The sequence below is a fragment of the Cupriavidus sp. P-10 genome (genome assembly GCF_003402535.2).
GTDB lineage: Bacteria > Pseudomonadota > Gammaproteobacteria > Burkholderiales > Burkholderiaceae > Cupriavidus.
Window position 1 is genome coordinate 597,109 of sequence record NZ_AP025172.1, and the last position, 23,781, is coordinate 620,889.

Below are 23,781 nucleotides of genomic sequence, written 5' to 3' on the forward strand. Positions count from 1 at the left end.
TGAAACAACACGGAAAAGCGGAAGGATCGTGCTGACGTTGAAAGAAATTTTGGAGAACCGCAACCGGCGATGGACGTTAGATGACATGTCGCCGCTTCGGCCGGGCATCCACGTGTGGGGCATGTATGCAAAGCCTCCTATGCCCGGAATGACGCGGCTGGTTGAAGAACTCAGCCCGGTGATGCTGTTGGATGAACAGGCTGACGCTTTCCTGCGGTTGGCCAGCAAGAGCGGCGTGCGAATTGCGATCGACTCCGACTTGCATCCGAGCACTCACGACGGCGAGGCAGGCGTTTCGTTCTCGGCAGTTATTTCTTTTGCGGCGTTTCGCGAATTCTTTTGCGGAGACGATGAGGCAGATCTGGATCCTGGCGTGTCGGCGTTGCGTAGTCTCCTGCGCTGGCAGACGATCGGTTGGGGAAGTGCTGGGGCCGACAACGTGGATATCCGCTTTAACTGCAACCTAAGCGCTGCTCCGCGCGTAGGTCGGAAAAGCACCTGACGCGAGAGCGAACTGCTCCGTTCGCTCCTGAGAATTCGTCTAGGCGAAGTGTCGCGCGGCCCGCCTTGGGTAATCAATCGGAAAAGCCGTTCCCGGTAGCCTTGGTGTGCTGTGTAAGTAATTGTCCAGGCAAAATTGAATGGCCTCCGCGTCCACGAAATCGTTCTTGTTGCCCTTCACAAACGGCTTGACGTACTGTGGCGCGATTAGCTTGGCTTCGTGACCGAGTGCCTGCAGCTCTCGCGCAAGGCAATGGGAGCCTGCGCAGGCCTCCATGACCAGCGTGCAGGGCGGAAAGTTGCTCATCAAAAGGAGCAACTGCTTGCGCGTCACCTTCTTGCGCCAGAGTTCATGCCCACCGCGATCCTGGGCATGCAAGTGAAAGACATGTTTGCCGAGATCAATGCCGATCAACGCGACTTCACTCATGGCAGTCTCCCTCCGAGAAGTAACGCCTCCAGCCTAGGCGATGCATCGGGCGATCGGGCTGACCATTTCATTATGTCCGGTTGTCCGGTGTCATTTCAGCTTTGTTTGTTCTGTTTTTGGGGTGCCCGTCGGGCGGTGGTGCTGGCCTGAAGCGGCAGAGTTGTGATCAGGGTGGGGCGGTCATGCCAGCAGGGCGGATTTGAATTCCCAGGTGTCAAGCTGAAATCAGTTCTCGGTTCCGTTAAGCGGCCACGGTTGCCGCTGTAAGCGTTTTAGCGCTTCCAACATATCGTTCTGATCCAGCGAGCGCTGCGACTTCTTGCCGGGCGGTCGTCCTCGCTTGCGGGGAGCCCCCTCCGTGCCAGGCACAGATAGCGACCGTGTGTTGTCGCGCTTCTCCTGAACGTATTGGGCCATCTGCAGCACATGTCCCAGGCGCTTGTTGTCCACGATCGCGCCCTGGTCCACTTCCGACAGCCGGTCATAGGTGGTATAGGGCAGGGCGGCGCCATTCGCCCGCGGCTCGATCCTGCCATCCGGGTAGTGATAGACATCAATGTAGCGGCCGGCCAGCTTGCGGTGCTCCGGGGTGTCCGCCAGCAGGTAGAGCATCTTGTCGTACTGGATCGTCAGGCTCTTGGACACGCAGCGTGGCTCGCGCCAAGCGAAGATCAGATCCAGGTTCTCATCCGGTCGCAGTGGCCGATGGGCGTTGTGGTTATTGCGCGGCACCTTGGCAAAGCGCGCGTTGTAGTCGGCGATGAACTCCGCCATGAAGGCATTGGCGGCCTCCATGGTGCTGATGCCACGCAGGCGTAGCTCCTTGACCAACCGGTCCTGCAGGGTCAGGTGAGTCCGCTCGACGCGGCCCTTGGCCTGGCTGCTGTTGGCGCAGATGCCTTCGATGTTCAGCTCAAACAACGCCCGGGCAAACTGGGTGTGGCCGTCGCCGCTGGTCGCCCCTTGTTTGTTGACCCGGAAAACGCTGGCCTTGTCACTGTAAAACGCCACCGGCTTGCCATGGCGCTCCAGATAGGCACGGGTCGCCGCGAAATACGTGAACGTGGATTCCGAATGAGTGAAGCGCAGTTCCATGATCCGGCTGGTGGCGTCGTCGACGTACACCAGCAGCGTGCAGGCTGGCGCGCGCTCCTCAAACCAGCGGTGATCGCTGCCGTCGATCTGGATCAGTTCGCCATAGCAGGCGCGGCGGTTACGAGGCTGGTAGACCTTGGGCGGCCGCTGTTTGCGCGGCACCCACAGGCCGGCTGCCGTCATCAGTCGGCGGATCGTTTCTTTGGACAAGGTCAGTCCATGGCGCTCGTGCAGCTTCTCGGCCGCCAGGGTCGGGCCGAAGTCGGCGTAGTGTTCCCGGATCAGGCCAAGGGCTACAGATTCGCGGTCCGCAGGCATGCGATTGTTGCTGGGTCGCCCGCGCCGTCGCGACACTAGCCCGGACGGGCCTTCCTGTTTATAGCGTTCCAGCAGCCGCCGGAACTGCCGGTCCGTGATCTCCAACCGTTCGGCGGCCACACCGGGCCGTAACTGACCATCTACGACCGCCTGGACGGTCTTGAGCCTGTCTAACTCATGCATGCTGACTGTAATGACCTCGGATTTAGCCATCCTCTGGCGTCTCCATCGTGTTCAACCGGGCAGGCTAAATACCACGAATGGAGCACTCAAGCGGACATTTCAACTTTGCCAAAACCGGACATTACAACTTTGCCGCTACACCGCTTGTCCAGCCGGTTTTGAAAGGTCGTCCCTTCCGCTGAATTCAAATGTCGGAGCGAGCGTGCTTTTTGTGCGGGGTTGGCGTCTTTTGCGGGGTGGTGGTGGGGCGGTGGTGCTGGCCTGACGTGACAGAATTTAGCCCAGGGTGGGGCAATGGATTCACGGTGGGCAAAGTTAAAATGTCCGCCTTCTCATTGCGCGGCGGCGCCGCCATCGCGCGCTCCAGATCGAGCCGGTTGATCAGCCGCTGCCGCTTGGTGTTGGGCGCCGGCCGGTGTGGGCGCGGCGGCTCGCCGGCCAGCGTGCGCGACGGCCCGATGGTTTGCCGGCTGTCGCGCCGCGCCTGCACCTGCGCGGCAATGGCCAGCACGTGCCCGAGCCGCTTGTTCTCGACGATCGCGCCCTGGTCGACCTCGGCGAGCTTGTCAAAGGTGGTGTAGGGCAGGGACGCGCCGTCGGCCCACAGCTCGATCCGCCCGTCCGGATACTCGGCGACCTCGAGGTAGCGGTGGACCAGGCGCCGGTGCTCGGGCCGGTCCTCGAGCAGGTACAGCACCTTGTCATACTGCAGCGTGAGGCTGGCCGACACCTTGCGCCACTCGCGCCAGCTGAAGATCCGCTCCAGATCCTCATCGCCGCGCAGCGGCCGGTGCGCATCAAAGTCGCTGCGCGGCACCTTGGCAAAGCGCGCGTTGAAGTCGGCGATGAAATGCGCGGCAAAGGCATTGGCCGCATCCATCGTGCTGATGCCGCGCAGCCGCAGCTCCTTGACCAGCCGGTCCTGCAGTGTGCCGTTCATGCGCTCGACGCGGCCCTTGGCCGGGCTCGAATTGGCGCACAGGATGTCGATATTCAACTCGAACAGCGCGCGCCCGAACTGGGTGTAGCCGCGCCCCTCGGCGCTGTCCCGGGCATTGACCCGGAAGACACTGAACTTGTCGCTGTAGAACGCCATCGGCTTGCCGTGGCGCTCAATGTAGGCGCGTGTGGCGGTGAAGTACGCTGGTGTGGATTCCGATGGGACGAACAGCAACTGCATCAGCCGACTGGTGGCATCGTCGACAAACACCAGTAGCGTGCAGGCCGGGGCCCGGTCCTCGAACCAGGCGTGGTCGCTGCCGTCGATCTGCACCAGCTCGCCCAGGCAGGCGCGGCGGTTGCGCGGCTGGTGCACCTTGGGCGGGCGCAGCTTCCTGGGGATCCAAAAACCGGCGTCGATCATGATCCGGCGCACCGTTTCCGTGGCCAGGTTGATGCCATGGCGCTCGCGCAGCTTCTCGGCCGCCAGCGTGGGGCCGAAGTCGGCGTAGCTGTCGCGGATCAGGCCCCGGACACGGGATTCCAGCCCGGGCGGGAGCTGGCGGTTGCTGTCACGACCACGCTTGCGCGAGCCCAAGCCGACGGGACCGTCCTCACGGTAGCGTAGTACCAGACGTTCCACCTGACGCCGTGATAAGCCGAGCTTCTCGGCCGCGCGCCATACCGACAGGCCATGATCGACCACGGCCTGAATCACCTTGAGCCGATCGAGTTCGCGCATAGTCATCGTGATGGTCTCGGGCTTGCGCATCGCGGCCTCCGGTCTCGGACAGACGGAAAGCCGCCAGCATGCCAGCCTTGGCAAGGGGGTACGACATTTCTATTTGGAGTCCTCTAACGCAAAGTTGTCGGAACGGATTTGGCTCTCTTGCTGCCTCACACACGTGTCCTTCGCAATACACGTCAGCTTTCCTCCCACGCTCTATCAGCGGAAAAGAGATATGACAAGAAAGGCGTAGCGCAAAACTGCGGTCAAAAGTAGGAATAGCAACTGTGCGGAGGATCACTGGTGAGGCAGTGGAGGTCAATTGCTAGGGGATTCGTTGCCTCCGACGACCCCAACTGCTCCAATTCTGCTGGAAGGATGCAAGTACGCTCTCGTCACCCCAAATGAACGAAGCCTCCCATGCGGAGGCTGTGTTTGATAATTGAGGTGCGAAAGTACTTCGTTGTTTGGTAGGTCCGGTCAGTTGGAGAGGGACCAACGCTGCTCCAGATATCGCGTCTGTTCGGTTTGCCGGATCGGCACGCTACCCCTGGTGGTTATTGGCCGCCACGCAGAACAACGGCGCAATTTTTCTCATTCACTAAGTTTTCGCTTTTGAGGAAGTGATCTATGGGGTACTCAGTCTCCCATTCCTCAGTGCGCGAGACGAAAATCCGATCGCGGCGCCCCGGGGCCACATGCAGCGTTTCCGAACAATGGCGTCGCTTTACAATGTGGAACGGGACCTCGTTAGTCCCATGCAGTTGGTCGGCATGGCGCTTCAGCGTCGTTGCGCCGGTCACGCGCACTATGCAGCGCTCGCAGGAAGAACCGCAGCACCGTGCTATCGCGCGAATCCATCTAAGATTCGAGTTTGCTTGGAGTGGTGCCATGGCTGAAAAATTTGTGTTCCGAGACATGGAATTTCGCGCGGGCGCGCACCTGTGGTCCAACCCAAAACTGCGCGGTACCCCGGCGGAGATTCCCATCATTCTCGGACGTCCGACCCTGTTCGATGTGGTCCGACTCGCCCGTCGCTACCCGCTGGAAACGTTGTATGAGACGAATCGGCGACTCCGAGCGAACCGGGAAATTTCCGAGCGCCAGTTTCTTCGCACGCAGGAGATCCTGCGCAACGTCGAGCGTGTCGATACTCGGACGCCTTCAACTCTCGACGACGTCGCCCGGGCGGTCGCCAACCGCTATGAAGATCCGCCGGTTCCGGTCGAGTGCATCCCGACGGCCGCGCAAACCAGGCGCGCCTTGTCACACTGGCTGCCGGCCGGACTACCCACCATAGCGCAGGGCGAGCGGTATATCTATCTGACCGATGTCCCATTCGAGTTGGAAACGGTGATCATGCGATGGCTACGCTGGCAACTCGATAATGAGCCGGAGAGATCGTCCACTTGGTTGATCCAGGGCAGCGGCGGGCTGGCGCTCTCGCACGGCGGATGGTGTGCATTCGTGCGCTGGCTAACCGATGCCTTACACCACCGACTGGATCAGATTGAAGTTGGACTGTAACTAGATCGCGGGGCTCGCGGCGCGATGCCCCCGTCGACGCGGCCCTCAAGCCGGCAATGCGCGAGTGACGCGTCATGTAACCCATAGGACCGAGAGGGTCCTGCCTCGCGCCGTCGCATTGGCCGCGGCGCACCCACCTCCAAGCAATTCGTTTCATGCAAAATCTCGCAGTTCTTATCCTTCCGGGCACATGGTCTTCGCTCGCCGAATTCAAGGCCGCCATCAAAAAGCAGGCCCCAACCAAGTCTCGGGTCCGGATCGCCGAGTCTGCAGCAGCTTCCGAAGACCCAATGTTTTACAACCGGTTCGGGCCCTCGCAACTGCTGCCTGCAACCCCCGCGCGCTAAAGGACCGTATTAACCAGGCGGCTGACTGGCCAGAGCCACCTCGCGCGAAGGCGCCAGCACTCGCGTCGGCCAGGGAGTTGATACCGCCTGCCGCACACGGTCGCGCGGCAAAGACAGAGTCCATCCGGCCAGCGCAGGCTTGCCTGCAACGATATCGTTAGCTTCGCTCTTCCGGAATGGGGATCCGCGCAATCAGCGTCGGTAATAACCTGTCGACTTTGGCGTTGTCTATGCCGTGGGGGGAGTGCGGCCGCGGTTTGATCAAGTCTTGCAGTTCGGCAAGCGCCACGATTTCGCTGGGATGATATAGATCGGCTTGTACCGTATCGAGGGTTTCTCGCGCGAGATGTTTCGCAACGTTGCTACAGTCCTCACACATCTCGACGTAGCTATATCCTTCCTCAATGATGGGGTCATAGAGCACCTTGCTTTTGACTTCAAAGACCCACGGCGTCTGTTTCGAAGGGCGCACACATTGATACCGAGTACGGCCGCAGCAATCGCAAGTCCACTCCGGCCCCACCCGTGCCCAAAACTTTGGTTCTTCACCGATTTCCGGGGAAGGCTGCCCGGATTTTCAGGAAGAAGTAATAGTCATCGCGGAAGCCGTAGGCCATGCGTTTGATGACCTTGATCCGGTTGTTGATGCCTTCCACCAGATTGGTCCCCAGTGGCCAGCGGCTGTGGGCGAGGATGCCTGGCAGGTATGGCTTGAGCCGTTTGGCGAAGAGACATAGTGGGGCGATGCCGCTGGCCATGGCTCGGCCGTACCACTCATGCCAGAAGCGCCTGGCGTAGCCGGGATGCCGATATGCCCAAAGCGTCTTGAGGTCGTCCTTGAGCACGTAGACGGTCATCAGCGCCTTGTTGGCCGCCAGTATTTCCTCAAGCCGGATCTGATCGGCCTCACGCGTGACGTTCTCCCGATTGCGCAGCAGCAACCAGCGAGATGACTTGACCACCTTACGGGCGGTCTTGTCGCCGCGCAGCCGATTAGCCTCATCCACCCTGACGCGGTCGATGACCTCACGGCCGTACTTGGCCACCACGTGGAACAGGTCATAGACAACCTCCGCTTGCGGGCAGTGCATCCGCACTTCAAGGTCGTAGGCGGTATTCATGTCCATCACCGCGGCGCGAAGCCGGGCACAGCCTTCAGGGCCAAGCAGCTTGAAGAAGGGCCGGATTTCCTCTCGGGAGCGACCGCGCCCGACCCAGAGTACCCGCTTGCTCGACGGCTCGACGATGACTGTGGCATAGCGATGGCCCTTCTGGATCGCAAACTCGTCCATCGCGATCACCGTGACCCCGCTCAGATCGACCGGCCCCAATTCCCGCTCGAGATGGCGCAGATCGATGCGCTTGACCGTGGTCCAGGCCAACCGGTAGAAGCCCGCGACATGGCGCAACGACATAACCTTGCATAGTCGCGCTACGCTGGCCGCTAACCGCGTCGTGACCCGCGCATAGGGCGCGAGCCAGTCCAGGCGCTCCAGCTTCGGGCCACATCGCCGGCAAGCTAGACGAAGCCGCGGCACGACCAGCTCTACCGGAATCTCGAACACCGGAAGATCCCGCACGCGCCGCTCCACTCGGTCGTGGATACTGCTAACACCTCGACCACAGCCATCGCAGCACCGCCTCCGACGTGCCTTGGGTTCCAGCCGGATGATGCAAAAACGCTGCCCATTACGGGTCTCCTCCCAGCTATCGCGTAAGCGATAGCCTTCCCAGCAGCCGAGCTGGGCCATACAATCGCGTGGGGCCAACCTCCACCTTCCTGATTCTTGTTGTGTCGCAACTCCAAGATACCAGTGGTGGGCGGTTGGCCCTTTTTGTTTCTAAACGATCACGCAGATCGGCGAAGAACCAAAACTTTCCCCGGGTCCTTTCCATGAGTTGGATGTCCTGTTCGGAGGGCGCCTTGTTCGTGGAATTGGCTGTGTCAACCTTCTTTCTCCGCCACGAGTCCACGCTACCCTGGAGCACCACGGTATCGTGAAGAAGAGATTTGGGGCCGCCAGCTTCACCTAAGTTCCGAGCCAGTTCATAGAGCCCGCTCCAGTGAAAGATTCCCTTCGCGAATTTCTCGGTCTGATTGGCTGTCGTTGCAGAGGGCTGATACCAATGCATGTTGCTGGCTGCCAGTTTCGCCAATCGGTTGACCATTGCCATTCGTTTGGCAAAGACCGCCTGCCCATCGTGCCAGATTGCCTTGGCTTTCGCAGCGTTGATGGCATGAGGACCCGTGTTCGGACGCGGCTCCACAAAAGCGCGAATGTCTGCCGGAGAGAATGAGAACTCGGGATGGGTCCGGACGGTGCGCTTTGCGCGCCAATCGGCCTCGTTGCAGTCGGCACAAATGACCGTCTTGTCAAAGGCCGACAAGCCAAGTGCCGTTCGGATCGCGAACTTCTCCGCATGGCCATTGGCAACGACTGCTTTCCTCTTGATCGCTTCGGCCTGGAACCTCGTGCGGACAGAGTCTTGGATATGGTCGTGATGCGCGTGAAGAAGGCCCATCAGGAATTGGTGTTGATCAAGACGAACGATCTGGGCCTTGCATCGGCCGCAAGCGGGACATTCCCAGTCCGGGCCGGTCATCACCCACCACTTGTTGACGCGTATGCCTTTGGCGCCAAACTTCTTTTTGAGGCTGAGCATGATCGACGAATGCTCCGTGTCGATACCGGAGAGAATGCGATCTCGCAGAAGCTCACGCAACTCCAAGACACTCGTTACCTTTCGAAAATCCACCTGTCAAGCTCCCCAAATAGTTGCTGTTGCTCGCTTGGCAATTCGTTCGCTACTCTCGATATACGGCAGAAGCGGGGAATAGTTTAGAGCGGTGCGGGCAGACATTCTCCAAGGTGGGGGGCGGCCAACCACGCCGGAAGGGCAAAGACTATGACCACGTGGGCCACAATTCGGAGTACATTGACAGCCCTCTGTCGAGGACACCCATCGGAAAAATCCGCCATGCGCGCCCGGGACGTGGAAGCTGCGCTTATGATCCGCTGCGCGGCGGTCGCACGCGAGCCTGCGGCGTCCGCGCTTGACCAGCGCGAGGCCAACGTGTTCCGGCTGGCCGCTATGGTTGTGCAATCGTGCTTCCCGAGCGAAGCCTCGCACCTGATGCAGGCCAGCGAGCGCTACTTTGCTGCGCATCCCACCGAACGACTGCCTGCGCAAGTGGTGGTTGCCAAGGGCTGGGTGACCAACCTGCCTCGCCTGCGCGACCGGCTCAGCCACACTTTCCGATTTCATTGAAGCCAGGCCGCGGACGATCAAATAGCGCCTGTCTTTGTCGCGGTTGGCCAAGTCCAGACAGCGCGCTCTGGTCAGTTGCTCGTCCATGATGCCGTGTCTGATGTCGGCATTGTCATCCGCAACTCATAAGTCGCAAATCGTGGGCGGGCGCCTTTTGTGTAGCCGTGGACTGGAGACCGAGCCGCCGGGACAGACGATAACGAGGCCTGCGCGGGATGAAGGCCTTGTTGTCGATGGTCCTGTGCTAGCCAGAAAGATGACAACGGCCAACATCTAACATATGACTTTGTTGTCGCAATCAACTACTCAGAATTCCTTCCAATCACTGACAATGTTGGAATGTTGATAATTAGGCACATTCAGGCCGAGTACTGGTTAGGTGCTGAGCGGGATTCTCTGCGTCGTCCGAGCGTCGCTGCATCGTGATGATGCATCGTGAGATAGCCAAGCGCCCCCAGTCCCCCAGTTAGCGATGCGGCGCTAGTTGCTGAGTCGTTTCGGACCCCCCAGTTGTAAGGAAGCAGTTCTGAACAGCGGATTTCTATGCGCGCATATACTCGGAGAGTTTTTCGATAATTCGCAACGGAGTCGGGGTCGTGACCCAGGGCTCATTCCTCGCCGTCAACATCCCGGCACGCAAATGCTGGGCAAAGGATGCGAGTTGTAGGTTCGAGTCCTGTGGCTGCTTCTGGAGGATCACGAACTCCACCGCTCGCGAGGTCAAATGCTGCTTGTCGGGTTGCGCGGGAAACATCGCAAATGCTTCACTCGCTTCGTTTGCCTTTGATGAAGCGGGTAGCAAAATTGAGCGGTAGCAGCTTGCGCCACGTTTGTGGTGTGTCGAAGGCTTGGCCAATGACCAAAACGTGGGCGCCGACGTACCTTCCACCTCAAACAATCTCTGTGTGGATGTCCAGGAGCGGATGGGCATCCCGTATTCGGTGCTGTGCCCGTGAAATTTCTCTTGTCCGATAGCTGGCGCTTGTTCTCGCACCCTCAGCACCCGTAGCATCGGCCAACGTTGTGACAGCACGACGCCAGCGGCTATTTGGCGTTGCGGCGTACGCACGCCGACGTCACCGAGCCAAGAGGCCAGACGAGCCGTTCGCGTAGAGTCAATAAACACGACTGCGCTGGGATCAAGCGACGTTATGTCATCGAACGTGTCCGCGAAAAAATTGGCCAGCAGCATGCGCTGATCAGCATGCGTACGCGGCAATTCGACGCGGCGAGAGGCGAGATACTTTGCACCTTGGTCAAACCGCATCCAAGGCGACATGACGTGCTCTGCCTCAGCATGGGCGAATCGCACCCAAGATTCACCGGTGGCGCACTCCAAGCGCGTGGCAACGAGCACCGACTGTTGGCGGTCCCACTCGGTGTGTACCTGAAGCGAGCTCACCGCGCATGCCCACTGTGGTGCCCCCGGATGGGAGCCGAAGCAGGCTTCCCGCGCCTGTCTCAAGCCCCAGACAAAGCCGGCGTGCCCAAACGCCAGGTCCAGGACAGATGCCTGTAAACGGGGAAGGAATCGATCCATTCTGCCGGGCTCGCTGGGCAATAGGTACTGTACCGTGCAACCCCTGCTGCTCAGCGCCGTTCGCGCGGCCAATTTGTTGACATTATCATCGGGCTTCCTCTGTCCGTCCCCGGTCTCATAGAACAGAGGAGCTTGGATGAGGATCATCGCGCGATCAGGCACGCCAATTTGATCGACAAACTTTTGCCATTCACGCACTCGTGCATCGAATCGCTGCTTCCTTGATCCCGTGTCGACTGGCAATAGGATCCTAGGCCCGTGTGTGTTCAGCGGCAAGGGTGCACTGAATACCTCGGTATTGTCTCCGAGGATTGCGCTCGCAGTCGTCTTGACCCACTCGATATCGTCGGCGGTATAGCTTAGAAAGTAAATTCTCTGTCTTCCCGCATCAGTGGCATATGCTGTGTCTTTGACTAGTGTTTGAATGGCCTGAACGACTCGGTCGTGCGCAGGATCCGGGGTGGGCGGCTGCAATCTGAACCACCGGTTCGACGGCGCCAAGGTTGCAGTCTCAATTGCGCTTTCGGTGTCGGTATCGTCAATACCATGGCGCGCAAGCAGTCTAGCCACGGCAACCTCGGCCTTCAGAACGCTCAGTGGAGGAGTTTTGTGCCGTATTGGCTTCCTCGCACTGAATCCCGAGAAGGGCCGTAGACCGAATCCTTCGAGCGCATTGGCGGCGGATGCAAAGGCATCGGCTTGGTCGACGAGAGGGACGCCAGCTTGTAGGTTGGATCGACTTGCCTCGGCAACTTCAGCCTTCACCATTACGACCACGCTGGCACGCTCGTCGCAAGGGTAGCGAAGCACGTCTTCATCCTGATAGCCAATCACCAGGTCCAGTGCATGTTCGTAGACGGGATAGCCAAGATCGGTGACCCAGGCGTCCTTGCGTCGCATCACGCTAAAGCGATATGCGCTGTTAGGCCGAGCATGATGGGGAAACACGTATCCCCCGATGGTAGGGCTGGCAGGATACCGATTGTTCAAACTATCTGCCCACCGGCGCCGTTTAAACTTCAGATAGACGATCGGTTTAGTCGCACCAGGAAGTGTCTCTAGCGAGATCTCGCAGACCAAACTGAAGTACCCCCCAGCCGCATGGTGAGGGCGTGTCATGACTTCCGCCTTGTTTCCCTCTGGGCTCCCGACGACCCGTACCACCGGGCCCAATTCTGGAAACAGTTCCTTACCGGCAAGCTGCGATGCGAGCCAGCCTGCTGTGATATTGAACGGCGAGAACGCCCCAGACTTTCCCGCCGTATCCCATGGAAACACTTGTACCTGCGACTGGGCGAATTGAATCACCTGGTTGCTTTCATTGAGCTTGCGCAGTGCGGAGATGCCGAGCGTATACGCGTCTCGGCCTTGGCTGAAATGGGATAATGCGCCTTCCGACCACCGAGCGAAAGCATCCCGCACGCATTCGCTATAGTCCTGTCCTTTCTGGCAGGGCAGGAAACCCCACGGCCCGGGCTCCTTAGTGAGGTCGGGGAAAGAGCGCAGTCCAATGTCATCCTTCAGGGCGGTCCAATCTTCAATCTCCAATTGAAGCTGCGCGCGTAGACTGGCGAAGGGCAGGTGAACAAATGCTTCTTCATCCTTGTCTCTCGCGCGATTCGTTGCCTCGTCACGAATTTGCTTCAGAATCCGAAGGACGTCTGTGGTCCAGCGGATGGCCAAAACGTTATGGACCAACGGTGGAGCGTCTTCGGAGAACTCGAGCGCGAATGCCACATCTCGGACAGCGGTCGTCATGTTCCTGCCTCTTGTTGGATGGGAGAGTCTGCAACCCACAGGGGGTTATCCGTCCAAGGCTCATCCTGGCTAGCGTCTTCTCGCGCGAACGCAACTTTCAGGCCCTTGGTCTTCGATAACGGATCAAGGAAAGCGCCGTAGAGAGCTCGGTATAGCGCAGCTTCCTTGGGATCCTCAGCCGCCGCACCACGCTCGAGCAGCCGGCGAAGTTGAACGAGCATGCTGCTGGTCTCCGTATCCGCTTCGCCCTTGGCCGAGCGCTCCGCCCATGCGCGATCAATGAAGAAGCACTGAACAGGGCAGCCATTGCGCATCGCACGGCCAATCGTCTGTAACAGTGAGACAGCGATATTTGCTGTGAAAGGCTCAAACAGGTCGCCCAGTGCACGTGCGTATAGGGGGCGCCGCAGCAACCTGCCAACCTTTTGATAGGCTTGCCGGCGTGCAGCCAGCAAGCGCTTACCGATCTCTTCCACGGACACGGAGTCATCGTCGCAAAGATCGAAGTCGAGCGTGGCGCGCGCCGCCATGCTTACAGGCAGGCTCATGTCATTGGGCGCCGGATGTGGACGCGTCAAAAAGTACAGCGACCCGAGAGCCGCATCGCGCAGGCGCGGACCGGACGTGAAGACAATATTTGTGCCGCGACCCAGTGCCCCGTAAGGAAATATGAGCAACTTCCACGTCTCATCATCACCCAGGCTCTCCACGCGAGACGACGTCACATACCCTTCGGTTGGTCCAACGTCAGGTAAGTCATCCACAACCGCAATAACGCGGCCGCGCCATGCGGGTAGCCGCTGATCAATGAACTGCTTCAACCGGCGAGCTTGATCATAGCTGTTGACAACGAATGCGGCGCGCCGTGCTATGCCATGGCGCACGTCAAAGTGGTCGCAATCGCGGGCGAGTTGAGAGTCCGTTAGTCCCCCGTCTAACAATGCGAAGGCCATTTTTTCAAGGTTCGCCATGCGCACGCTGTCTGATCTTTCGCCGCTGAAGCGCAGGAAGGTGGGCGAATCTGAGACATGTCCATCCGCGATGGGGCGAAACTCGTACATTGAGGGGGCGACGTCCTCACGCTCAGGGGAAACGCGCTGCAGGACGTAGTGGGGGGGCACAGCGATATGGTGAGCGGGACTGGGCGGTAGGTAACTCGTCGCGCTGGTAAGCAGTACCGCGGGGCCATCGAACATGCCATCCTGTCGCCGATTCCACTCATGTAGCCGGTACATTAGCAGTCGAGGTGTGCCAGCGAACACGACATACTGTAGTTGTACGTCTGTGGCATGCGCCAAAGGGTCGCGTTGAGAGGGCGTCGAGAAGAAGCGAACCCCACTCAAGCTGCCCAAGATATTGTCGGGTGTTGCCAGCAGCAAGGAGCGCGATGCAAGTTCGTCGATGCGGACAGGATCAAGCAAGCCCTGTGCTGTCATGTCGCTGAGCTTTGGGGACAGGCGACGATAGCTCAGGATCGTGAATGTCACCGGCAGCAGCAGCCCAACCAATTGCTGCGCCTCTGCCTCACTCGACACTCGCCGAACATCACGTAAGCGTCGAGCAATCTGTTTAACGAGGTTGGATAGTTCCTGCAGGCTTGACTCGGCGAGCCAGTTGGTCATCAACTGGCAGAGATCGCTGTGCAGGCTTGATGCATCTTCCGCGGACATGTGAAAAGCGCTAACCAAGCGCATTGTCACATCAGCGGGAATCGCGACGCTGACTGATCTCGTACCTCGCAGTTGGAATGCTTGAATCGCGGCATTCTCCCACAACTCACACAGCGCATCCTTTGACTGCGCCTGCGGATCCGCTCCAAAGTCGTCGCTCAACGAACTGACTCGCTTAGGAGAGAGCCAGTCGCCAATAATTCGCAAAGGGGACATCAGCAATCCGTCGAACGCCTTGCGCAGATCTTCCGTTAGGCGCAGGATGGCATGTGTCAACGCGACGTTCAGCTTCTCGAACTCCGCGATCTCGATTGCCAATTGGGCATATTCGACGCCATGTAAGACCGCGTTTTGTCCCGACGCGATGGGCTGTAGAGTACTTCGTTGAACTTGTCGATGAAATGAAACGGTCGTGGCCTGAAAGACTAAGTTCCGCAATACCACCTCGATCGAGATCCTGTTGCGCTCGGTCGGCCTCATCGAAGATCACGAGGTCAAAGGATCTTGCAATCAGCTCGAAGTAGCGCTCATCGAGAAGTGTCGTATGAGCTGGGACGCGGGTATCCGCGGACAAGATGTGTCCTAACCAAATATTTGCGTTTGGCAAGTCTGCGGCGGCGCGTGTGTACCCGCACAGGGACCAAACAGGGCATAGCCTGCGCTTCAGTGTGCCATCGCTGGTCGCTTTGCTAGTGTTGTCGTTGACGGGATTCTGCAGAACCCTGGTGCAAAAGGAGTCGGCGATGCCAAAGGCAGAATTTGGTGCTTCGGTGAGGGACGGCAGAGCGCAGACGCCTTCAAACAGATGAGCACTGTCGCAGGACGCTCCGAAACCACGGAGGGGATCGCCTGTTGCCAGTGATTCAGCAAGTTTGTGAGCATGTCGAAGTCGCGTTTCGCGTGACTGCCCGACTAGCAGGCCAGCACGGACATCGTATCGACGCAAGTCATCGAGATACTGGCGGCATACCTCGATGGATGGAAAGAAGACTGCAACCTTGAGTCCCCGGCTGCCGAGATAGCGCAGCAAACACATGAGAAGCGTTGTTTTTCCTGCCCCCGGTAGCCCTATCAGATGCTTCAGACCTTCTAGGTACAACGTCGATTCGACGTTGAAGTCGCCGTTGTTGTCGATGCTATGCAGCGCAACGGACTGCAGACGTTGCTGCCAGTTGCCACGCCTCGGTGATTGGAGTCGTTCGTCAATGGCGTCCATTTCACTTGCTTCCGCCAGCAAGTCAGTCCACGGAATCACATGACGCCGCTGCGGCGGTCGGCTGGTTTCGTGAGCGCGAGGTAGCGGCAAGTTCGCGGGCAATGCATGAACCGGATAGCGGCGCGATTCACCGCCAAACTGGACGTGAATGGCGATCGGCTTGTCGGATTCCGCCAACGTCTGATCATGCGCATCGGGCGTGTGAGGCGTCTTTAGTGCAGCCAGTGCCTCGCTGAGCTCCGGCGCGACGATGTCGAATCTCGGCTTGATGGCCAGAGAGCGCTCATCGATGCGAAATAGACGGCGATGCGTCGATGCTAGGGCGGAATCGTTGTGCCGCACCGCAGCGGCCTTCAGTGCGGCAATCGTCGAGAGTCCATTGCATGCTCGACGGAGATTGTCGAGTTCAATCTCCCGATCACGCAACAAGGGTGCACGAGCCACACTACGGAAGCCCATGAGAAGCGCCGGTGCGTGCTGGAGCGTGTGCAGATCCAGCTCGTGGACAAAGTAGGCGCACAATAGGTCCAGCCGATGGAGGCCGAGGGATTGTAGACGTTTAACGGTCACGAACGAGTCCTCAGCTTCCGGCGAAGAGCACTAACTGCTATGAATTCGATGTCCGTTCTATTGCACTCCCGGCGCAAGATATCCAAATAGCCGGGGAAGCGCGACAGGGCCTGATCGTTGATAGCTATGTATTTCTTTGGGAATAGTTCCAAGCCCCCGACGTTTCGGTTCAGGGTGTCCGCAAGAAGGAAGGGACTGGCATGGCTCTTGACATCGATCCCGATGGTCTCGTTATCCAGGCTGACGTCGCACTTATCCCGACCGGGATACAGTGTCGCCACGAGTCCCGGCGGATTCGCGGTGGCGGTGTCGTACAGAGCAATCTCGTCTTGGCCTGGGCCACACCAGTAAACGAGAATATGCGACTTCGCGACAAGGACATCTTGTACTGGCACCTGTCGAGCCGATCCACAGGGTACCGGTACGTCGAACGCGCCGCACTGACGTACCGCACAACACGCATGACCTTCGATCACTGAGTTGGCCATCGGCGCGCCGCAAGTTGCGCACCGTAGCAGGGCGCCATTTACGAGGTGGTGGGGCTGAACCGATTCGTAGCAGGACGCCATAAATGGCGCCGCCAGTTGCATGCTGGATGCACTCAGAAATCGGCGTATCTCTGTGGGGGAGGAGATGGGATGTCGCGTGATGAATTCTCGTAGCTTGGAGTAGACGTCGCTTCCACGCATCCCGAACTGGTCGCAAGCCGAATTCAGTTGTGCAAACGCCTGCTGCTCATTCAGGTCGATCTCGGAACCTGACTGCCGTGCCAAGTCAATGCACTCGATCGTCGGAAGGCAAGTCCGCCCATCGAGCAAGCGAATTCCGTGAAATCGACAGTCCGGGCTGTCAAAGATCGGTATCCCCCACTCGCGGGCGCGCAAAGCGTGGCGACACTGTGCAACTAGGGTGTGGGCGCCATCAGATCGAACCAGCATGCCGAACATAACGTGCAAGCTAGCCAGCCGCAACATCGCTCCCCGCAGGGCCGGCGAGAGCGCTGGATCATGAACGAGCAAGCGACCAGAGCGCGCTCGCTGGAAATGGTCGACAAGGCCGACCGCCAGCAAGCATACGGCTTCGTGGGCAAGTCTCAAGGCGCGGGCGTGATCCACGGTGGAAATGCCTGGTTCAACGGTGTCGGCTGAACCAGGCCCGTTGTGTTCCATCAGCAGTCCAATCAGCTCAGCGGGGTCCAGCGACTGCATGCGCTTTGCTGCGGACTTCCTGCTATGGCCCGACTGCACCAGCACGCAGGCGACAACCAACTGCACCAGGTGTGCCCACTGATACCGTTTGCGGATGGCCGGAGCTATTAGCCCTGCGGAGCGGTAGTCCACGACAACGGAGCGTGATGGCGTACGCAGCGTCTGACCTTGCCAGGGGAGAGTGCCGATCAGCCCTGAAGCGGTGGACGTCAACTCATCCAGGGATCCCTCCCAGGCTTTGTGACTTCCCAGCCGCAATAGCAATGCCGACATCAGAACGTCTCCCGGAGGTCGTCAGAATCGACGTTCTAATATCCTAGTCGAGCCTTGCTTTCGACACAAATGCCAAAGGGATCCCGGAAATCCCGGGGGGCGGGCTGCGCACGGCACGGCGACACAAAATATGCCTTATTCAGCGCCTTCGGGTGCGTGTAGCCTTAAAAAATACCCAGAAGACTGCTTGTGTAGGCACGAATTAATGCTATTCGATGATTATCGAATAATAAAATAATGATTTATTTGCGTGCCTGGACAGAAAGTCAAGCATCGCCTCCCGTTAAGTAACTAATAATCATCTCGGATGGGTTCTGGTAAATCCGATAGTGCTTGCGTATTTTCGGGGAGGCAGCTATGACAAATATGATCACGATTTGCTCGTGGTCAAGACGCAACAAGGCGCGAGATCAGTAACGGCTGATCTCGCGCCAAATTTGAAATCATCGACCCGATGAATGGGAGCATTATCGCCTGAAAAAATCCTGGCCAGTGCCTTTCGCGCGCTTGCCCGAAATTTCTCCAAGTCTGGATTGACTCTGGTTCATTTTTGCCAGGAAGTCAAGGGGGATCTTTGTTTGCCGCCGCGTTAAGCCTGGTCTCATCCCTCAAATCTGAGGAGCTGCGATGAAACACGAGGCACATGCGGTAGTTATGCCGCGAACGATCGCTGCGCGGCATTATGTTGATTTGCCTGGACGAGGCTTGCGCAATCTGTACGTCTTTGAGTCTCCCAAGAACGACAAACGGTTGGCGGTATTTGGGCAAGTTTGCTTCTGGCACCTCATGCTGGCGGAGGGGAACCCTGAGATTTGCCGGTATCTCTTGTGCTCAGATCTTGCCGCCGATGTTTCCGCTTCCAACGCCGTGGACGTCCATTATATGGATGAAACCGTTGAGCGCTGGTATTTCAGCAGGCGTGGCTTGGCAAAGGAAGATCAATGCCCCTATCCTATCATTGTTAAGACCGAAGCACAAATTCGTGCTGCCGGGCTACTCCCGCATAATTGGCGATTCCTCTGTGCAGCACGTACCCGTGCTTATGGCAAGTACGCAGGCAAAGAACTGTTAGTGCTCAGGGGACTCTTTGAGAACCGCCATACCGTTGCGCTGAGCGAAGTTCTTGCTCAACCAGGCATAGATGTTGCCATTATGCTCGCTGCCGTTGCACATCAACTGGCGGTAGGCGCTTTGCGCACCGAACTCAAGAAGCAATTGTTTTCACGTCATTCCTTGATAGCGAGGATCGAAAAATGAAAACAGGTGCGAGACGTTCCTTGATTCCTGCGGCATTGCAGGATATTGAAGCTTGGCCAGATATCGATGTGTCTCAACTCGATGAAAATGGGCGTCGTGGAGTAGCGCGCAAAAAAGAAGCAATCGCCCTCTACATGGCAGGATACAGTTTCCGAGACATTGCAGCACAAACGCTGATCTCAGATGATAATTTACGTCGCATCATCAAACGTTGCCTCGTCGTCGCTCCGGATAGGCGGATCTTTGGTTTTCGTGCGCTTCATCCCGGGCTTCACGTGGTGGCATACACGCGCACTAAACCGGTGGTGAGTAATTTCGTATTGGGCACAAGTTGCTCAAGCGGATTCGCTGGTGCACTCGGGCAGCTGTTTCTCCGGTTTCCCTGGCTACGTAAGCGAGTCGAAAAACAGTTTCTGGGTCAGAATGATGATGGCGAGTATGTCGAGGCCAGGAAGTCAATTGCCAACATTCACAAGGAGTTCTTTGAGGAATTGAAAGGACAGCTCAAGCCGGGTGAGTGGCCGTTGAATACGGAGAATCACGGATACTCTGCGCTGCAGAAATATTTGCACTCGCTGTTGAAAACCAGTCCTACCGCATACATCCGGGAGCGCAGTGGGGAGGACGCCGCGTGGCGCTTGAGGATCGGGAGAGGGCATCCACGCTTGATCCAAGCGTGGATGCCATTTTCGATCTTGGAATTAGATTATGTCCGGCAGGATGCGCCCGGGTACATCGAGTTCGAGGACCGCTATGGCCACCTACATAGATTGCTTGTCGCTCGTTGGTATGTCGGGTTGTTGGCCGACGAGTGCAGTGGGGGCATAGGCGGCTATCACGTCGCTTATGAGGCCGAGCCGTCGTCCGATACGGCCCTCCAGACTGTCCTTAGTTCGTTGATGTCGGCAGCACAGGACGACGACGCACCACTGATGCGCGATGTTGTACCTGAACAGGCTTCGCTCCTGTCGAATCTGATTCCCCTATGCGCCCGCCAGGGGTGTTGCCTACTTAAAGTCGACAATGGGTGGGCGAACGTTGCCAATGACTTTGTGAACAATGTCATCGATGTACTGGGTTGCGCTGTCGAGTTCGGCGTCCCACGTGCCTGGTGGCTTCGCCCCTTCATTGAACGACTCAATGGAAAGCTCGCTGAACGGGGCCTCCATCGACTTCGGTGTACCTATGGCAGTGGGCCGCATGACCCGCGGCGCCGCGAGCCAGAGAAGGAGGCAGCACGGTACACGCTGCGTGACAGGGATCTTACGGCAATCCTCGATGCCGTCATCGCAGAACATAACACGGTATTTACGCCGGAAAAACTCTTCCGAAGCACGATTCGCGACACCTTGGAAGGCTTTGCGATGCGGCCGGAACTCGATTGGGTACCACAGCCTTTGCCAAACGCGAGCGAGCCAGAATTACGACTACTGATGCATAAGGTGGTGGCCAGTGTCCGTGGTTCAGTGAAGAAGGGCATGCGGCCCTACGTTCAATTTGATCGATGCCGCTATACAAATGAGCGACTTTCCTCTGACTTCACACTGATTGGACAGAAAGTGGAGCTTCAAGTCCAGCGGATGGACATTCGCAAAGCATGGGCCGTCGTCCTCAGTACTGGGCAGGACCTCGGGCAATTAAATCCGGACGCCCGCTGGGCTGACTGGAAGTACTCGATTCTGGCTCGCCGGGTCATGAATCGTAAAGCCTTAGCGAGTCCGGCCGAACGAGACCCTCAGACTGTGCATGAAACTATTAGGGCGAGGCGTCAAGCACTCATCGACCAGAAGCCAAAAAAACGAAGCAAACGCGAAGCTTTGGAAATCGCAAAACTACAGCAGCAGATCGCGTACGACCCAGCGGAGAAGCCAACCACGTCATCTGCTGAGCGCGGCAGCAGGGAACCACGGGGGGTATTCACGGCATTCCGCAATACGAGGAGAGATGATGATGTCTGAAACAAATGCCGATGGTTTCCGCAGCCCTCTGCAAACCGGTACACATCCGCTTCTTGCGCATGAGACCAATAGTCCCCTGTGGACGCCACCAATAATACACGCGTATGCCGCATGCAAGCTATGTATATTGCAGCGTCGTAGTTTCTACATCTCAGAGGTAAGGGGAGAAGGCAAAACGTCATTTCTCCGAGCGTTGCGTGAACAGTTGGCGAACGATTTTGAGAACAATTTTGCAATACTTTCCTATTCCGCGGCAAACAGACACGCAAGTTCGATTCGTGCATATTTTATCGAATTCCTGCGATCCGTAGATCATCCTACCCTAACCGGAGAGACCGCTAGGCTCAAAGCGCGAGTGGGCGATACGTTGGTGGTGTTGGCTAGCATGACGCTGTGGAAAATGGTGGTCTTGCTTCTCGACGAAGCTCAGGCATTTCTACCTGAGGACTTTGGATTTTTAAAAGACATACAAAATGAACTCGAAAAAAAGGGGTTATCGCTCACCGTAGTGACCTGTGGTGAGGAACCTTTTATGAAGAATATGCTGACAACCATGATAGAGAAAGGACCTGCCGGTGCGTGTGCCGATAGGTTCGGTCTTCATAGAGTGCGACTGCGAGGCTACGACAAAGATTCCCTGAGAGTTGTGCTTCGCGCTGTCGATTCCAAGATCTGGCCACCGGGCTCCGAATGCACGTGGACTCAATATTTTTTCCCAAACGCGTTTTCAGACGGATTTCGGTTCCAGAATCATGTGGACGACCTCTGGGCAGCATTTACGGAGTTTGGTCAAATTCGAAAGAAGAAAATAGAGGACGAAAATGGCTATAAATTTGAGGAATACCTGCTAAGTCGTCGAATTTTCGAAGCGCTGCCATATTTGGCTGTTCGCGTGACGGACGACGACTTTGACCGGGGGTGCTTGAAAAAGAAATTTTGGACCTGGGCGGCAGCGCACGCTGCCGGTAAGTTAGACGACTAGCAAATGGTGGTCCGTATGGTTATGGTAGCGACCGGCCAAGGCAAGCGGCTGCTGGCTTGGACAGGCGTCCAATGGGGCCCGCTTCCATTTGAGTCGACCCTGTCTGTATTGATGCGATGGGTTCAGCTAAATGACCTAAGCGAGGGCGACCTAAGACGCCTGCATGTCAAACGTTACTGGAGCACAAGGCAGCAATCTTACTTCGAAGCGTCCGATGCATTAGCAGCAGCCCTGGAGACTGCTGCGGTCATACTGCAGCGCCCGGTTGAGGAGGCGAGCACCATGACTGGGCGTGCGGCCGGCCTCTTGAGCGCTTTGTTCTCGCCGACGCTGAGGATATGTCCGCTGTGTTTAGAATCCGGATACCACAGCTTTTGGTTTCAATGCGTTGCGCTTCCATTGTGCCCTGTCCATGCGGTACCGCTAACTTCCCGTTGTCAGGCCTGTGGGTGCCCATTACCTCCCGTGGTTGACGCATGCAGTTCGTGGAAGCCGTATCAGTGCAAGTATTGTCTATCGTGGATTTCAGGCGCGGAGTTTTTCCCGGCAATGCATCATGAATTCCGAGGACATGCACGAGAACTTCACCGAAGGTTTGACAACCTAATGGCTTGGACAGACCGTCTGCATATGGCTCATGCTGAGGTTGGGTCTGCCTATGCTGTGGTACGTCAGTACTGGCAATGGCGTGGAACGCTTGCCTACGCGTTATGCGCTCGTCTTGCACCAGTCCTACCTCAAAGCCTGGAGAGTTCGAAGCACTCTGTATCGATACTCAGTTGGTGTTTGCGTCGAGATCGAACGCTATTGTTTTACGGTCGACATCGGAAAGAAGAGCGACATTACGTCGATCTCGTGTATCGCGCCACGCTACGCATGCTGGCGAAATGGCTGTTGTCACGATTGGTACGGTTCCCGGAGCGACAATGTTCGAGAGTGTGGACCGACGGTGTTCGATTGAGACTACGATCGCTAGATCGTCACGTTGCAGCCCTTCACATTCTTCGATATTTTTTTGACGACGGGGTGGCTTTGTGTCGGTACGCATTGACAGACGATCTTCGGCATGTCTACGCGGGAAAGGAGGTGCAATATTTGCTCCGTTGCTGCCTCACCCGCTTGTCCGTGCGCGCTGTGATGCTCTGCCTCTATGCCACCGCCCTCAAAATCCTTGGACGTGGAAGGCCATTATTTTGGGATCGTGTTCTGGTTGAACTCCTAGAAAATTCGGCGGTGGCTAGTTTCGGGGATGAAGCGTGTTGCCGGGGCTTCATCGCCTTCGAGAGTGTGGTGGGGATGCCGTTAAGTCCGTTTCAACGAGCGCTGTCGTAACAAAGAAGAATGCAACGCACCCACGAAGACGACATAGAGACCCACGTCATATTTATGATGCATCTCCGGCGCCGGCGCCGGGCTCCGAGATGACTTTTCCGCTCGCTGTGGAGCGCTGTTGCGCCCTGGGTCAACAGCGAGACGTTGGTCGGCGGGCGTTTCTGACTGACTGCCAACTGACTGCCAACTGCCTGCCAACTGCCTGCCAACTGCCTGCCAACTGCCTGCAACGTTGGGGCGCATTGTTGCGGCGCCTTCTATACGGTGTAGGAAGCGCTCGGCTACCAGAGTCTCTGGAAATGGGTCACCGCCACAGGCGCGTGAGGGGAGGGCGCTTGGGTAGCAACTGCATTGCATCGCTCTCTATTCTGGCTTGGTCACTTGTGGGGACAATCTGCGGGCCCGCTTCTTGCTGGTAGCCCAAGATACCCTGCGGGCGTCGCGACGCAGAAGGGCTTGGTGCGTCCACGCCGGCAATTTTCGAGTTCGACCCACTCAAGGGTCAACCGGGTCCGCGCAACGACTTTTCAGGCGACCAATCTTCCTTGCTTGGTAGTCGCGTGTGTTACCTATCGCGAGGGCGAAGGAGCGCTAGGGAACGCTGAGCGCCCACTGCTGTGTTGTTGCGTCGCGCTACCAGAATAGCAAACGTGTTTAATGGGAAAGCATATATTTCAAGG

At 57.7% G+C, this 23,781-nt stretch carries 15 protein-coding genes and 1 pseudogene; 7 read left to right on the plus strand and 9 right to left on the minus strand.

What is annotated here, in order from left to right; genetic code table 11:
- Positions 1-28 precede the first annotated feature (28 nt).
- Entirely contained in the window at positions 29-502 is a 474-nt protein-coding gene (locus CTP10_RS32765) for a hypothetical protein (protein WP_147316350.1), read from the plus strand.
- Between the two features lie 138 nt (positions 503-640).
- Here CTP10_RS32765 and CTP10_RS32770 read toward each other — a convergent pair.
- The 3 genes and pseudogenes from CTP10_RS32770 to CTP10_RS32780 all read right to left on the minus strand — a co-directional run.
- Positions 641-931: pseudogene (locus tag CTP10_RS32770) on the minus strand (IS110 family transposase); the annotation flags it as partial.
- 225 nt (positions 932-1,156) lie between these two features.
- Positions 1,157-2,557 (minus strand): ISNCY family transposase, encoded by a 1,401-nt coding sequence (locus tag CTP10_RS32775; RefSeq protein ID WP_271816177.1) that lies wholly within the window; start codon positions 2,555-2,557, stop codon positions 1,157-1,159.
- Between the two features lie 154 nt (positions 2,558-2,711).
- Entirely contained in the window at positions 2,712-4,238 is a 1,527-nt protein-coding gene (locus CTP10_RS32780; RefSeq protein ID WP_271815661.1) for an ISNCY family transposase, read from the minus strand.
- Positions 4,239-5,084: 846 nt separating this feature from the next.
- Here CTP10_RS32780 and CTP10_RS32785 point away from each other — a divergent pair.
- On the plus strand, positions 5,085-5,720 hold the full coding sequence (locus CTP10_RS32785; protein WP_116324067.1) for a hypothetical protein: 636 nt from the start codon (positions 5,085-5,087) through the stop codon (positions 5,718-5,720).
- Positions 5,721-5,875: 155 nt separating this feature from the next.
- On the plus strand, positions 5,876-6,067 hold the full coding sequence (locus CTP10_RS32790) for a hypothetical protein (RefSeq protein WP_147316364.1): 192 nt from the start codon (positions 5,876-5,878) through the stop codon (positions 6,065-6,067).
- Between the two features lie 157 nt (positions 6,068-6,224).
- Here CTP10_RS32790 and CTP10_RS32795 read toward each other — a convergent pair whose 3' ends face one another.
- The 3 genes from CTP10_RS32795 to CTP10_RS32805 form a co-directional block, all read right to left on the minus strand.
- Positions 6,225-6,539 carry a hypothetical protein gene (locus CTP10_RS32795; RefSeq protein ID WP_116324066.1) on the minus strand — a complete coding sequence of 105 codons (315 nt, stop codon included), beginning with the start codon at positions 6,537-6,539 and terminating at the stop codon, positions 6,225-6,227.
- A 73-nt stretch (positions 6,540-6,612) separates the two neighbouring features.
- Entirely contained in the window at positions 6,613-7,836 is a 1,224-nt protein-coding gene (locus tag CTP10_RS32800) for an ISL3 family transposase (protein WP_116324093.1), read from the minus strand.
- Positions 7,775-8,824 (minus strand): hypothetical protein, encoded by a 1,050-nt coding sequence (locus tag CTP10_RS32805; RefSeq protein WP_271816181.1) that lies wholly within the window; start codon positions 8,822-8,824, stop codon positions 7,775-7,777. Before CTP10_RS32805 ends, CTP10_RS32800 begins: the two co-directional genes overlap by 62 nt.
- 222 nt (positions 8,825-9,046) lie before the next feature.
- On the opposite strand from CTP10_RS32805, the gene CTP10_RS32810 reads away from it, so the two are divergent.
- Positions 9,047-9,337: a hypothetical protein gene (locus CTP10_RS32810; RefSeq protein WP_116324015.1), complete on the plus strand. Its 291-nt coding sequence runs from the start codon at positions 9,047-9,049 to the stop codon at positions 9,335-9,337.
- A 541-nt stretch (positions 9,338-9,878) separates the two neighbouring features.
- On the opposite strand, the gene CTP10_RS32815 is transcribed toward CTP10_RS32810, so the two are convergent.
- From CTP10_RS32815 to CTP10_RS32825, 3 genes are all read right to left on the minus strand, one after another.
- Complete coding sequence (locus CTP10_RS32815) at positions 9,879-12,635, minus strand: pPIWI_RE module domain-containing protein (protein ID WP_116324016.1); 2,757 nt, start codon at positions 12,633-12,635, stop codon at positions 9,879-9,881.
- On the minus strand, positions 12,632-14,623 hold the full coding sequence (locus CTP10_RS32820) for a hypothetical protein (RefSeq protein ID WP_158577781.1): 1,992 nt from the start codon (positions 14,621-14,623) through the stop codon (positions 12,632-12,634). The genes CTP10_RS32815 and CTP10_RS32820 overlap by 4 nt, the downstream gene beginning before the upstream one ends.
- Positions 14,624-16,087: 1,464 nt before the next feature.
- Entirely contained in the window at positions 16,088-17,572 is a 1,485-nt protein-coding gene (locus tag CTP10_RS32825) for a restriction endonuclease-related protein (RefSeq protein WP_116323669.1), read from the minus strand.
- 627 nt (positions 17,573-18,199) lie between these two features.
- Here CTP10_RS32825 and CTP10_RS32830 point away from each other — a divergent pair.
- The 3 genes from CTP10_RS32830 to CTP10_RS32840 are packed head-to-tail and all read left to right on the plus strand — an operon-like array spanning position 18,200 to position 21,769.
- Positions 18,200-18,829 (plus strand): hypothetical protein, encoded by a 630-nt coding sequence (locus tag CTP10_RS32830; protein ID WP_147316334.1) that lies wholly within the window; start codon positions 18,200-18,202, stop codon positions 18,827-18,829.
- Complete coding sequence (locus CTP10_RS32835) at positions 18,826-20,787, plus strand: helix-turn-helix domain-containing protein (RefSeq protein ID WP_158577771.1); 1,962 nt, start codon at positions 18,826-18,828, stop codon at positions 20,785-20,787. Before CTP10_RS32830 ends, CTP10_RS32835 begins: the two co-directional genes overlap by 4 nt.
- Positions 20,774-21,769 (plus strand): ATP-binding protein, encoded by a 996-nt coding sequence (locus tag CTP10_RS32840; RefSeq protein WP_158577770.1) that lies wholly within the window; start codon positions 20,774-20,776, stop codon positions 21,767-21,769. The genes CTP10_RS32835 and CTP10_RS32840 overlap by 14 nt, the downstream gene beginning before the upstream one ends.
- The last annotated feature ends 2,012 nt before the right edge of the window (positions 21,770-23,781 follow it).